Below are 13028 nucleotides of genomic sequence, written 5' to 3'. Positions count from 1 at the left end.
CTTTGTGAATCGCATAGCCCAATGCGGATTCATCATACTGTTGCGGGCCTCGAACCCGCGCACCAGAATCCCGTCGCAGCGGACCTGAGCAACACCTGTGCCACACATCTGCAACGTTTCAATCTAACGACGGGAGATTTTTTTTATGAACCTTCATGCGTGCGCGATCCTTCTCGGCGGCCTCCTGCTCGCCGCGGCCGCTGTGCCGGCGGCCGGCCAGAACCTCATCTATGGGCAGGTGCGCCTGACCCTCAACAGCACCAAGGCCGCTCCCGCGGGAGAGGTGACGGAAATGCGCGACAACGCCTCGCGCCTGGGTATCCGGGGCGCCGAAGACCTGGGCGGCGGCATGGCGGCCCTGTTCGGGATGGAGATGGGAATCGAAGCGGATACCGGGGCCGCTACCGTTCCGGCCTACCGCAACAGCTACGTCGGGCTGCGCGGCGGCTGGGGCGCCGTGGCGCTGGGACGCCTGGATTCCGCCAACCCCACCGGCTCGCCCCTGTATTCGCAGGTGACCGCCATCACCAGTTTTGCCGCCAACGATGCCGGCGCCACCGCCATCGGCACCTCGATGCTGAACGCGCGCAACCGTACCTCCAATGCCGTGGGTTACGCCAGTCCCAAGCTCTCGGGCTTTGACTTCCGTGCCCGCTACTACTTGCGCGGCGCGGTGGCCACACCCGATGTCGAGGACGGCTCCAAATCGCTGGACCTGGGGCTCAACTATGCAGACGGGCCGCTGAAGGCCGGGATCGGGTTCGGCAAAGACACGCGCCCGTCGGGCTTGCTGGCCAATGAGTTTTCCGGCAAATGGCAAGCCGGTGCGCGCTATGACTTTGGTGCCATCGAACCCTATGTGCTGGCAGGCCAAGACAAATACCAGAATACCGCGCTCACGCGCCGCTACGTGAACTACTGGATAGTGGGCGCCAAGTACAGCCAGGGCGCCCATGCACTGGTGTTGAATCTGTTGCGGCGGGATGTACAGGCTTCACCGTCCGGCGTTCGCAGGCGCCACCAGCTGGCCTATACCTACGCCTTGTCCAAGCGAACCGAACTGCAGGCCTTCTATGACCGGGATGGAGTTGATTCAAGCAAGGTCAACGCAGCCATTCGCTCGGTGGGTGCCGGTATCCGCCACGATTTCTGATGCCAAGGGCTGTGAGCCCGATGTTTCCTGCACCTTTACATCCCTACGTCCCTACACCCTTACGTCCTCTTCTCCCGGAGAATACTTTCATGCGCAAACGCTTCTTCCTGTTGACCGCTGCTTTCTTCAGCCTGGCCCTGGCCGTAGCGGGGGCCGCCAAGGCCGCCGGCTACCCCGACAAGCCCGTGCGCATCATCGTCCCGTTTCCACCGGGGGCCGCGGCGGACAACGCCATGCGCGTGGTCACGCGCAAGCTCTCGGAATACTGGGGCCAGCCCGTCATCGTCGACAACCGACCGGGCGTTCCGGGCATGCAGGCTGCTGCTGCGGCGCCTGCGGACGGCTACACCCTATTGCTGGGCGCCGGTTCCGGCATCGTGACCACCCCGCTTTTGAACAGCAAACTGCCCTACAACCCATCCCGGGATTTCACGCCCGTGGGCAAGGTACTCACCAACACCCCGGTGCTGACCACCCATCCCTCGGTCGGGGTGAAATCCGTCAAGGAGCTGATCGCGCTGGCAAAAAGCAGGCCGGGGCAGCTCAACTACAGCTCCAGCGGCACAGGCGGCCCAAACCACCTGGCCATGGAGATGTTCCTGGCGATGACCGGGATCGAGATGGTCCACGTGCCTTACAAGGGCGCCGCGCCTTCCGTCACTGAACTGGTCGGCGGGCATGTCCAGCTGGGCATCAACGCGATACCCAGCGTGGCCCATCAAATCAGCACCGGCAAGCTCACGGCCCTGGCTGTGGCCAGTCCCAGGCGTTCCCCATTGCTGCCGCAACTTCCCACCATGGCCGAAGCGGGCGTGCCCGGTTTTGAGTACGACATCTGGTATGGCTTGTTTGCGCCGGCCCGTACGCCGGCCGCGCTGGTGGAAAAGGCCAGCGCGGACTTGCAGCGGGCGCTGCGCGACCCCGAAGTGATCAGGCAGCTGGTGGCGCAGGGCAGCGAGCCGGCATCCGGCAGCGCGCAGGATCTGGCCCGCTACATCCGGGAAGACACGGCGCGTTGGACCAAACTGATCGCCGAGCGCAAGCTCAAGATCGACTGAGCGGGGAAGCGCGACATGAACGATTTGAAGCAAGGGCCGCAAGCGGCTCCCGACGCTTCGGCGCCACCTGCCGCAGCGGATCATGAGGTGGCAAGCCGGCGTGACGTCATGGTGATGATGCGCGACGGCATACACCTGGCCACCGACGTGTACCTGCCGGCTCGCGATGGCCGGGCGCTGCCGGGTCCGTTTCCGGTGCTGCTGGAGCGCACGCCCTACGGCAAAAGCAACGAAACCGTCCGCGAGCGCACGGCGCGCGATCCACGTCCCGTTTCGCGCGCGGAGGTCGCGGTGAGGTTCGCGCGCCGCGGCTACGCGGTGGTCTTGCAGGACTGCCGCGGGCGCTTCGCGTCGGAAGGCGTCTTCACCAAATACCTGGGAGAGGCCAACGACGGCCATGACACCATGGCCTGGGTTGCCGCGCAGCCCTGGTGCAACGGCCGCATCGGCACGCTGGGCTTGTCTTACGCTGCGCACACACAAACCGCGCTGGTGAGCCAGCGCCCGCTGGGCCTTGCGGCGATGTTCCTGGAGGCCGGCGGTTTTGCCAATGCCTACCGCGGCGGCATTCGCCACGGCGGCGCGTTTGAACTCAAGCAGGCGACCTGGGCCTATACCAATGCCCAGCGAACCGGCCCCGCGCAGCGCGACCCCGTCATCCGGGCCGCCCTGGCCGCCGAGGACATCGCCGCCTGGTTCACCGCCATGCCCTGGAAGCGCGGGCATTCGCCGCTGAAATGGGTGCCCGAATACGAGAACTACCTGTTCGACCAATGGGAACACGGCTGCTTCGACGCCTACTGGCGCCAGCCCGAGCTTTACGCCGCCGGGCACTACGACAGCTTTGACGGTATTCCCACCTTGCTGATGTGCGGTTGGTGGGACCCCTATGCGCAAACCACCACCGACAACTACCTCGGCATTTCACATCGGAAGAAGGGCATTGCCCGCCTGGTGCTTGGGCCGTGGACCCACGGCGAGCGCAGCGTCACCTTCGCCGGGGACGTCGATTTCGGCCCGCAGGCCACGCTCGATGGAACGCTGGCCGAGGACCACCTGGCGTTTCGCCTGGCCTGGTTTGACCGTTGGCTCAAGGGCGATGTCAAAGGCGATGCCTCGCAGGGCACCGGCTGCGCCGCGGACGATCCGGCGGTGCGCTATTTCCGCATGGGCGGCGGCTCGGGGCGCCGCACCGCAAGCGGCCGGCTCGACCACGGCGGCCGCTGGTGCGTGGCTGGCGACTGGCCGCTCCCCGGCACCGAGTTCCGGCCCTATTACCTGCATGCCGATGGCACGCTGCAAACGAAAATCCAGGCCCGGGAAGCCCCTGAGGCGGTGCTGGCATTTGACTTTGACCCGGCGCACCCGGTGCCGACCATTGGCGGCTCCATCACATCGGGCGAGCCCTTGATGACAGCCGGTGCGTATGACCAGCGCGCCCATCAAGGAATTTTCGGTGCCCAGCCTCCTTACCTGCCGCTTGCCGCGCGGCCGGACATCCTGGTGTTTGAGACGCCCCCGCTCGTAGACGATATGGAGGTGACGGGCCCGGTCGTCATCAAGCTGTGGATTTCTTCAAGCGCGCCGGATACCGACTTCACCGCCAAGCTGATCGATGTGCATCCGCCCAATGCCGACTATCCGCAGGGCTATGCCATGAACCTCACTGACGGCATCCTTCGCTGCCGCTACCGGCGCTCCTGGGAAAACCCGGAACTGCTGGCGCCCGGCGAAATTGCCGAGATCACCATCGAGCCCATGCCCACCTCCAACCTCTTCAAGAAAGGGCATCGCATCCGCCTTGACATCTCCAGCAGCAACTTCCCGCGCTTTGATGTGAACCCCAACACAGGGGCGCCCGAAGGTCGTTCGCAGCGCCGGCAGGTAGCCGTCAACCGGGTGCATCTGTCAGCGGACAGGCCCTCGCTGCTGCTGCTTCCCATCGCGCCGCGGCCAGGGGCAGAGGGGCCTTGAACACCATGCGCCGATAATGGGGGATGAGCTCCTCCCCCGCATCCTCTCCTTCTTCCTCCAATACCGACTTCGCCAGCCTGCCGCTGACCCCCGCCACGCTGGCCAACCTTCAGCAGCTCGGCTACCTGAACATGACGCCCATCCAGGCCGCCAGCCTGCCGGTGGCGCTGCTGGGCAAGGACCTGATCGCCCAGGCCAAGACCGGCAGCGGCAAGACAGCCGCCTTCGCCATTCCGCTGCTGGCCAACCTCAATGCGCGCCGCTTTGCGGTGCAGGCCATGGTGCTGTGTCCCACGCGCGAGCTGGCCGACCAGGTCGCGACCGAGATCCGCCGCCTGGCGCGGGCCGAGGAAAACACCAAAGTCGTGGTGCTGTGCGGCGGTGTGCCGCTGCGCAACCAGACCGCCAGCCTGGAAAACGGCGCACACATCGTGGTCGGCACACCCGGCCGCATCATGGACCACCTGGCGCGCGGCAACCTCACGCTCGAGGCGCTGAACACCCTGGTGCTCGACGAGGCCGACCGCATGCTGGACATGGGCTTCTTTGAAGATATCGTCACCGTCGCCAAGCAGTGCCCCAAAGAACGGCAGACCCTGCTGTTCTCGGCCACCTATCCCGAAGGCATTGCCAAGCTCAGCCAGCAGTTCATGAAGGCGCCGCAAACCATCACGGTCCAGGCGCAGCATGAAAAAACCAAGATACAGCAGCGCTGGTACCAGGTGCCCGACAGCGACCATGACGAAGCCCGCCTGGGCGCCGTCGCGCAGGTGCTGCGGCACTTCCGCCCGGCCAGCACGCTGGCCTTCTGCAACACCAAGTCGCAGTGCCGCGCACTGGTGGCCTATCTGCAAGACCAGGGTTTCAGCGCGCTGGCCCTGTTCGGTGAACTCGAGCAGCGTGAGCGCGACCAGGTGCTGGTGCAGTTTGCCAACCGCAGCTGCTCGGTGCTGGTGGCCACCGACGTGGCCGCGCGCGGCCTGGACATCGCGCAACTCGCGATGGTCATCAACGTCGACGTCACACCCGACGCCGAGGTGCACATCCACCGCATAGGCCGCACCGGCCGCGCCGACGAAGAGGGCTGGGCCATCAGCCTGGCCAGCATGGACGAGATGGGTTACGTCGGGAAAATCGAAGTGCTGCAGAAAGCCGAGTCCGAGTGGCACAAACTGACGGAACTCACGCCCGCAAGCAATGAGCCGCTGCTGCCGCCCATGGTGACCCTGCAGATCGTCGGCGGCCGCAAAGAAAAAATCCGCGCCGGCGACGTACTGGGCGCCTTGACCGGCGAGGCCGGTTTCACGCGCGAGCAGGTCGGCAAGATCAACGTCAACGAGTTTTCTACCTATGTTGCGGTGGACCGCCGCATCGCGAACGAAGCGCTGAACAAGCTCTCCACCGGCCGCGTCAAGGGAAAGAGCGTGAAGGTGCGCTTGCTCGAGGACTGAGGCCTGGAGGGCGCTCACTGCCTTCAGTGAGCCCGCACCTCCATCGCGGGTGAATTTCAAACTCGGCCACCGGCCGCGCATCTCGCGCGGCTTTTTTTTGCCTGAAATTTGTCCGCAGAAAAACGATGCGCCTGGCCAAAACCAGTGTCGTGGCGCTGTTTTTTTGTTCTCCGATTTTCGCATTTGGTGCCTCATGGCGTCGCCGGCCCTCTGCATTTAATCCCACCGTTTCCCTCTGAATGCGCGAGCCGCGCAGGCCGTTCATGGGTGTTTGGGTCTGTGTCCACGCTCGTGTTTGTGTCCATTCTCTCTATGAGAGATGCGTATGCACGGATGTTTAAACGCTATTGGCGTCTTTGCCGGCATCTCCTTACAGTCCAGCGACTAACACAAAAGCAAAAAAAGGAGAGGGCATGTTTTATATCGGATCAATCGGCGACGGCATGGAAAGACATGCTTGATCCCCGTTCAAACAAAAGCAAGCGATGAAAGAGTTTTTCTTTCTCGTCGTGATTGCGGCATGGGTCGTTGTGTGTGGCTGGGCGGTTGAAAAGATCGGCAACCTGATACCTGACCGGTCCATGCGCCTGCTGACCAAATTCCTGCTGTTTGCGCTCTTCACCACGATGCCATTGCTCCATATGGCGGCAAGAGCTGCCGAATCTGGTGTACCTGGGAAGCGGGGCAAACAGAACGCCCAGCAGGGGGCTGTTCCGAGTGGCAACGCCGAAAACCGCAAGGGGCTGCCATGAATTACTTCAGGAGGCTGCTGCAGCTTTCGATGGCCTTGTGTGTTGCACTGCAATTGGCCGCTTGCTCCAACACCGTTCAATGGGACGAAGAGGTCAAGCTCAACGATGGGCGCGTCATCGTGGTGACCCAGAAGAGGCGTTGCGAAGGCGGCGATTACACAGCCAAAACGAATGCCAGTTGCATTGCCCGAGAGTCCTGGATGACGATCAAGTTGCCTGAGTTTTCGCACAAAGAAATTGTCTGGCATGAAAGCCTCAAACCGATGGTCGTCAATGTTCATCAAAGTCGGCTGTATGTCGTTGGCCGCGCCCCAACCACGCTGGAGTTTCGAGCCTACGGCGCAAGCAATCCTCCCTATTTTGGATTTGTTTGGAGCGATGGAAAGTGGAAGCGCATTCCATTTATAGAAATTCCGGAGGCCCTTTACGACGGGAACATGCTTATTGAAAGCATCCCAAAAAACACAACGGGGTTTCTGTCACTCGAACGAAAGGGGAGTGAAGCAGAGAACGGGGATCCACGCTATCCACTCCCCCTTCGCCGTGTTGATCCCAACCATACATCGTCAGCTTACTGATCGCCGAAGGAGACCAATATGGTCACTAAACAAGAATATTCGCTGCTGTCTGCCGCCGTCTATAACGACGCAAGAGGTGATTTCAACAAGCTGAACGTGGTCCCGCTAGGATGGACCATCCTAAGTGGCGAAGGCGGATCCACTGGCGGCGTATTTTCCAGCGGACTGTCCATCAACGCCTACAAAAAGGGCAATGAAATAGTAGTTGCCTGCAAAGGCACGGATTTCCTGCTGGGCACCAACAACCCCCAGACATACAGCGACCTGATCGCCGATTTTGGCCTGGGTGGCAGCCTGGGGTTTAGCTCTTCCCAGTTGTTCCAGGCTGCGCTGTTTTACCAGCGAGTCAAAGAGCAGAACCCGGGCGCCACCATGACCTTTACGGGGCATTCATTAGGGGCTGGGCTGGCGTCCATTCTGTCGGTATGGTTTGACAAACCGGCCCTCATTTTTGCCGATGCGCCCTTTGAATTCACCGCACTCAATCCACTTGTACAGGCCTATGTGGTCAACCCCTATTCGTATTCGTCGGTCCAGGCGTGGAATCCTGTATTTGGCATCAACGCTCTTGCGCAAGTCCAGTTTGACCCCGTCGGCACGAACCAGTGGGTCAATGGCGCGCAAACCTGGATTGACCTCTCAAGCCCCGACCCCGATGTCATTGCCGCCGGCGCAGGCGACGACACCGTGTTCGGCTCGAGCTACGACGATCTTGTTGCCGGTGACGCGGGTGACGATGTGTTGTGGGGCATGGAAGGCACCCTCATTGGTGGAGACGAGGACGACCTGCTCGACGGAGTGACTGGGGATGATGCTTCCACGGTATGGATGACGGTGATGGGCGACAGCAGCGCGGTCTATTACGTGTATGGAAGTCCTACCGTCTCCCTCACGATAGAAGACGGCCTTGTCCCTTGCGTCATGGCCGGCGGGTCTTTGAGGTTTGAGGGTGGGATCGGCAGTTCGGCCAACATTTATGTCACACCGGGTAGCCATGTAGACATCGGCAACGTGGATATCAACGTGGGCAGCGTCCACCTGAGCGGGAAATTTTCCGATTACAGCCAGACAGTTGACCAGAACACGGGCATCTACAGCTTCAGCCGTGAACTGCCAGAAGGGCAAAGCGAGCGCCTGGACATAAAGGTGTTCGGCGTGGATTCGCCGCTGTACTTTTCCGACGGTTATTTCGCGCTCAACAGCAATGACAGCCGCGTGGTGTCCGTGACCGGCGACATGAACTCCTGGGAATGGAATATGAACTCCTGGGAATCGAATATGAACTCCTGGGACTGGAGTATGAACTCCTGGGACTGGTGGGGCTATGAGAACTGGCATTTCTCTCAGGAGACCCGCGTCTTTGAACCGATCCAGGAGGCCTGGTTGACGGCAGGCGAGCAGGCCTGGCCTGTTGATATTCCCGTGCTCACCCAGGGTGCCGACCGGCTTGTGGGCGGCCTTGGCAACGACCTCTATTTTGTCGATGAAGCGGGCGATGTGGTGGTCGAGGATGCTGAAGAGGGTACTGACACGGTGCAAAGCTATCTGCCCAGCTACACCTTGGGGGCCAATGTGGAAAATCTGACGCTGCTGGGCAATAGGAATACCAACGGCACCGGGAATACCCTGGCCAATGTGCTGAGCGGCAACGCCGGCAACAACATCCTCGCAGGGGGTCATGGCGGCGACACCTACCAGGCTGACCGGGGCATGGGGCAGGACCGCATCGTGGAAGACGACGCAACGTCGGGTATCAACGACGTGCTGTCTTTCGGCGCTGATATCAGCCACGGGCAGCTATGGTTTCGCCACCTGGGCAATGACCTGGAAGTCAGCATCATCGGTACCGCGGACAAGGCGACGATGCAAAACTGGTATCTGGGCAGCCGGTACCACGTCGAACAGATCAAAACCGATGACGGCAAGCTGCTGCTCGACTCTGACGTCGAGAGCCTGGTGCAGGCCATGGCCGCTTATACGCCGCCGGCCATGGGCCAAATGGACCTGTCGGCAGCTTATGCGGCGGCGCTGGCGCCGGTGATGGGAAGCGCCTGGCATTGAGCCGCCCGCGCCGCGCCAGGTTTAACGTGCAGCCAGCGCCGCGCGATTCGACGCGAGCACGTTGTTCTTCTCCAGCCGTCCACGCGCCTCGATGGCGTTGATCCATGCATCGGTAGACCCGGCGGCGGCAAAGCGCGAGTGGAACACCACGCTGAACACGCGGTGGATTTCCTCGGCGCTGGCGCTGCCGGCTTCGTTGGTATAGGGCAGGGCGCCGGTGGCGTCTGTCAAAAATTCGACGTGCAGGCCGCGGTGCGTGGCTTCAAAAATCGTGGAGGCGTCGCAGTTGTGCGTCATGTAGCCGATCACGGTGAGGGTGTCTATGCCGTGCTGTTCCAGCCATGATGCAAAGTCGGTTCCGGTGTAGACGCTGGGCCAGGCTTTCTCGATGTAATGGTCGCGCGGGCGGCTGGCCACGGCCTCGTGCAGTGCCCAGGTGGCCGAGCCTTTGGCGAACACCGGTGCGGCGGCGGATTCGCTGTGTTGCACCACGACTGTTGGAATGCCGGCCGCGCGCGCGGCGTCCATGGCGCGGGCGATGTTGGGCAGGGTTTGGGCCACGGGTGGGTATTCGATGAGCAGGCCGCCGTTGAAGTATTCCATCTGCACGTCGATTACGACGAGGGCGCGGCGCGGGGCTTTGGGGGGGGTGGTGTTGCTGGTGGTCATGAAGTTTTCTGTGCTTGAAGCGGTTGTTGTTGGTGATGGATGAATTGTTGGCGTGAACGGGTTTACAAGCCAGTGGCCCGAATGACAATGCACGATAGAATCGGGCCATGTCACCACGACCCCTGCATTCAGCCCGCAAAGCCGCCGCCAGGCCCGAAAAATTTGCCGCGCACCCGGACGGCAGCGTGGCCGTGGTCGCCTTTGACGGCATCAGTCCTTTTCATCTGTCGGTGCCCTGCATGGTGTTCGGCAACGACTTTTCGGCGACGGACCAGCCGCGCTTCAAGCTCGTGGTGTGCGCTGAAAAACCCGGCACGCTGCGCACCACCTCGGGCTTCGGCATCCAGGTGGACAAAGGCCTGGGCGCGCTCGCGAAGGCGCAGACCATCGTGGTGCCGTCCTGGCGCGACGCGATGGAGCGCCCGCCCGAGGCCTTGCTCAAGGCTTTGCAGGCCGCGCACCGGCGCGGCGCGCGCATCGTGGGCCTGTGCCTCGGTGCGTTTGTGCTGGCCGAGGCCGGCCTGCTCGACGGGCGCCCGGCGACCACGCACTGGGCGCTGGTGCCGGCCTTTGCCGCGCGCTACCCCCAAGTGCGCTTGCAGCCCGACGTGCTGTATGTGGACGACGGCGACGTGCTGACCTCGGCCGGCACGGCGGCCGGCATCGACTGCTGCCTGCACGTGCTGCGCCTGGACTACGGCGCCGAGGTGGCGAACCGTGTGGCGCGCCGCATGGTGGTGGCGCCGCAGCGCCAGGGCGGGCAGGCCCAATATGTCGAGCAGCCCTTGCCGGCCACGGGCGCCGACCACCGGCTGTCGGCCATCCTGGCCTGGGTGCAGAAAAACCTGGGCCAGCCGCACAGCCTTGACGCCCTGGCGGCGCGCGCGCTGATGAGCCGGCGCACCTTCACGCGGCATTTCCGGCAGGTCACGGGCACCACAGTGGGCCAGTGGCTCACCAGCCAGCGCCTGGGCCTGGCGCAGCGCCAGCTGGAGTCGACCGACCGTTCCATGGAGCAGATCGCCGCCGACGCGGGCTTCGGCTCGGCGGTGTCTTTGCGCCAGCATTTCGCGGCAACGCTAGGCACGTCCCCATCGGCGTACCGGCGCGAGTTTCGCGCTACCTAGTTTTTTGTAGGCGCGGGCGACGCGGGCCTGTCGGCTTCGAAGGCCAGGGCTTCCCCGAAAACTTCGCCAACAGTCGATGGGGACCTGTTTTGCGCGCCTAATGGGTGCTGATGGCGAACGGTTCCGGTCGCCGCGGATACACCGGCTCCCTGTTTGGGAGCCAACCCCCAAAGCAAAGAAAGCATCCCATGGTCAGGCTTGAGTTTTCCACCGTGCTGGGCTACGAGGTGATGGCGCCTGGCGCCGACTTCATCTTCAATATCCAGGCAGCCTACACGCCGCGGCAATTGGTGGTGAGCGAGTCACTGGGCTTGAGCCAGCCGGTGCCCACCAGCAGTTATACCGACCCGGCCACGCAAAGCCGGTTCCTGCGCCTGCATGCCGCGCCGGGCACGTTCACGTTGAGCTACACGGCGGTCGTAGACCTGGTGCATTTCGAGTCGCAGCCGGGCTCGCTGCCTGAACTGAGCCCGCTGGCCTTGCCCGGCGAGGTGCTGCCTTACCTGTACCCCAGCCGCTACTGCCAGTCGGACCGATTGCTGACACTGGCCAACAGCCAGTTCGGCCACCTGCCGCTCGGTTATGGCCGCGCGCGGGCGATTTGCGACTGGGTGCAGCGGCATGTGAGTTTTCAGGGCAATACCAGCAACAGCACGACGTCGGCCATCGACACCTTGATAGAGCGGGTGGGTGTGTGCCGCGATTTTGCGCATTTGATGATCGCCTTGTGCCGCGCGGCCAGCCTGCCGGCGCGCATGGCCAGCGGCATGGACTTTGGCGCCGACCCCGCGCTGGGCCCGCCGGATTTCCACGCCTACGTCGAGGTCTACCTGGGTGACCGCTGGTACATCTTCGACCCTTCGGGCACGGCGATTCCCATGGGCTTTGTGCGCTTCGCTACGGGGCGCGACGCGGCCGACATTGCGTTTGCCACGATTTTTGGCAGCGTGCAGGCGGCGCAGCCGCTGATCCATATCGAGGCTGTGCCCAACGGACAGGGGCAATTGGTGCTGCCGCAGCATGTGAATTACGCGCTGTCGACGGACGGGCCCTGACCGCCTGAATCTTGGCTTGCCCATAAAAAAAGCGCGCAGGTTCTGCGCGCTTTTTTGTTGGCGAAGCGGCCGCTCAGGCTTGCTGCGATGCCGCCTTGGCGGCATTGCGGCGGCGCTCCAGGAAGGCCTGCAATTCGCCGATCACGCCCTTGCGGAAGGCCAGCACGCACAGCACAAAGATGGCGCCGATGATAACGGTGACCCAGGAGCCGACCTTGTCGGCCAGCAGGTTCTGCAGCGCGATCACGATGCCGGAGCCCATGACCGGGCCGAAGAAGGTGCCGACGCCGCCCAGCAGGGTCATCAGGATGACCTCGCCGGACATGGACCAGTGCACGTCGGACAGCGTGGCAAAACCCATGACCAGCGTTTTCATCGAACCGGCGAGGCCGGCCAGCGAGGCCGACAGCACAAAGGCCAGCAGCTTGTAGCGGTCGACGTTGTAGCCGAGCGAGATGGCGCGCGGTTCGTTCTCGCGGATCATCTTGAGCACCTGGCCGAAAGGCGAATGCACGATGCGCGAGATGAACAGGAAGCAGCCCACAAACACCGCCACCACCACGTAATACAGCGCAATGTCGGATTCGAGCGGGAGCAGGCCGAACAGCTTGCCGCGCGGCACGCCCTGCAGGCCGTCCTCGCCGCCGGTAAAGCTCGCCTGCAGGCAGACGAAGTAAACCATTTGCGCGATGGCCAGCGTGATCATGGCGAAATAAATGCCCTGGCGGCGAATCGCCACCAGGCCGACCAGCAGGCCTATCAGGCCGGCCGCCACCGCGCCGGCCAGCAAGGCCAGCTCGGGTGTCCAGTTCTGCGACTTGATGAACCAGCCGGTGACGTAAGCCGCCGAGCCGAAGAAGGCCGCATGGCCGAAAGACAGCAGGCCGGTGAAACCCAGCAGCAGGTTGAAGGCGCAGGCAAACAGCGCGAAGCACAGCAGCTTCATCACAAACACCGGGTAGAGGCCCAGGAAAGGCGCGACCAGCGCAAAGGCCAGCAGGACAAGGTAGGTGATGCGCAGCAATTGTTTTGCGTTATTCATTCAGATATCCATCGAACCAAACGGCGAACACGGGATTCCAGTGCCAGCAGGGGCCGCAGGCGCAGCACCCCCTCGGGGGGCAGCGCATTACGCGAAGTGAAAAGCGTG

At 62.9% G+C, this 13028-nt stretch carries 11 protein-coding genes; 9 read left to right on the top strand and 2 right to left on the bottom strand.

The window, feature by feature from the left end; genetic code table 11:
• Positions 1–145 precede the first annotated feature (145 nt).
• The 7 genes from ACSQ27_RS17890 (at position 146) to ACSQ27_RS17860 (ending at position 9027) form a co-directional block, all read left to right on the top strand.
• Positions 146–1153, top strand: coding sequence for a porin (locus ACSQ27_RS17890; protein ID WP_436156844.1), 1008 nt, complete (start codon positions 146–148; stop codon positions 1151–1153).
• A gap of 89 nt (positions 1154–1242) precedes the next feature.
• Positions 1243–2211: a Bug family tripartite tricarboxylate transporter substrate binding protein gene (locus ACSQ27_RS17885; RefSeq protein ID WP_436156843.1), complete on the top strand. Its 969-nt coding sequence runs from the start codon at positions 1243–1245 to the stop codon at positions 2209–2211.
• A 15-nt stretch (positions 2212–2226) separates the two neighbouring features.
• Complete coding sequence (locus tag ACSQ27_RS17880; RefSeq protein WP_436156842.1) at positions 2227–4185, top strand: CocE/NonD family hydrolase; 1959 nt, start codon at positions 2227–2229, stop codon at positions 4183–4185.
• Between the two features lie 23 nt (positions 4186–4208).
• Entirely contained in the window at positions 4209–5636 is a 1428-nt protein-coding gene (gene dbpA, locus ACSQ27_RS17875; RefSeq protein ID WP_436156841.1) for an ATP-dependent RNA helicase DbpA, read from the top strand.
• A 485-nt stretch (positions 5637–6121) separates the two neighbouring features.
• Positions 6122–6388 carry a hypothetical protein gene (locus ACSQ27_RS17870; protein WP_436156840.1) on the top strand — a complete coding sequence of 89 codons (267 nt, stop codon included), beginning with the start codon at positions 6122–6124 and terminating at the stop codon, positions 6386–6388.
• A complete protein-coding gene (locus ACSQ27_RS17865; protein WP_436156839.1) occupies positions 6385–6966 on the top strand; it encodes a hypothetical protein in 582 nt (193 codons plus the stop codon). The genes ACSQ27_RS17870 and ACSQ27_RS17865 overlap by 4 nt, the downstream gene beginning before the upstream one ends.
• Before the next feature lie 18 nt (positions 6967–6984).
• On the top strand, positions 6985–9027 hold the full coding sequence (locus ACSQ27_RS17860; RefSeq protein WP_436156838.1) for a calcium-binding protein: 2043 nt from the start codon (positions 6985–6987) through the stop codon (positions 9025–9027).
• 21 nt (positions 9028–9048) lie between these two features.
• Here ACSQ27_RS17860 and ACSQ27_RS17855 read toward each other — a convergent pair whose 3' ends face one another.
• Positions 9049–9696, bottom strand: coding sequence for an isochorismatase family protein (locus ACSQ27_RS17855; protein WP_436156837.1), 648 nt, complete (start codon positions 9694–9696; stop codon positions 9049–9051).
• A 107-nt stretch (positions 9697–9803) separates the two neighbouring features.
• On the opposite strand from ACSQ27_RS17855, the gene ACSQ27_RS17850 reads away from it, so the two are divergent.
• The gene (locus tag ACSQ27_RS17850; RefSeq protein ID WP_436156836.1) at positions 9804–10823 is read left to right on the top strand and encodes a GlxA family transcriptional regulator; all 1020 of its coding nucleotides are present in this window, start codon (positions 9804–9806) and stop codon (positions 10821–10823) included.
• Positions 10824–11011: 188 nt separating this feature from the next.
• Complete coding sequence (locus ACSQ27_RS17845; RefSeq protein ID WP_436156835.1) at positions 11012–11878, top strand: transglutaminase-like domain-containing protein; 867 nt, start codon at positions 11012–11014, stop codon at positions 11876–11878.
• A gap of 73 nt (positions 11879–11951) precedes the next feature.
• On the opposite strand, the gene ACSQ27_RS17840 is transcribed toward ACSQ27_RS17845, so the two are convergent.
• On the bottom strand, positions 11952–12920 hold the full coding sequence (locus ACSQ27_RS17840; protein ID WP_436156834.1) for a branched-chain amino acid ABC transporter permease: 969 nt from the start codon (positions 12918–12920) through the stop codon (positions 11952–11954).
• Positions 12921–13028: the final 108 nt, after the last annotated feature.

The sequence above is a fragment of the Polaromonas sp. LjRoot131 genome (genome assembly GCF_964252805.1).
Taxonomy (GTDB): Bacteria; Pseudomonadota; Gammaproteobacteria; order Burkholderiales; family Burkholderiaceae_C; genus Polaromonas.
The sequence above is the reverse complement of the archived record's forward strand: the minus strand, read 5'-3'. Positions and strand labels throughout refer to the sequence as shown.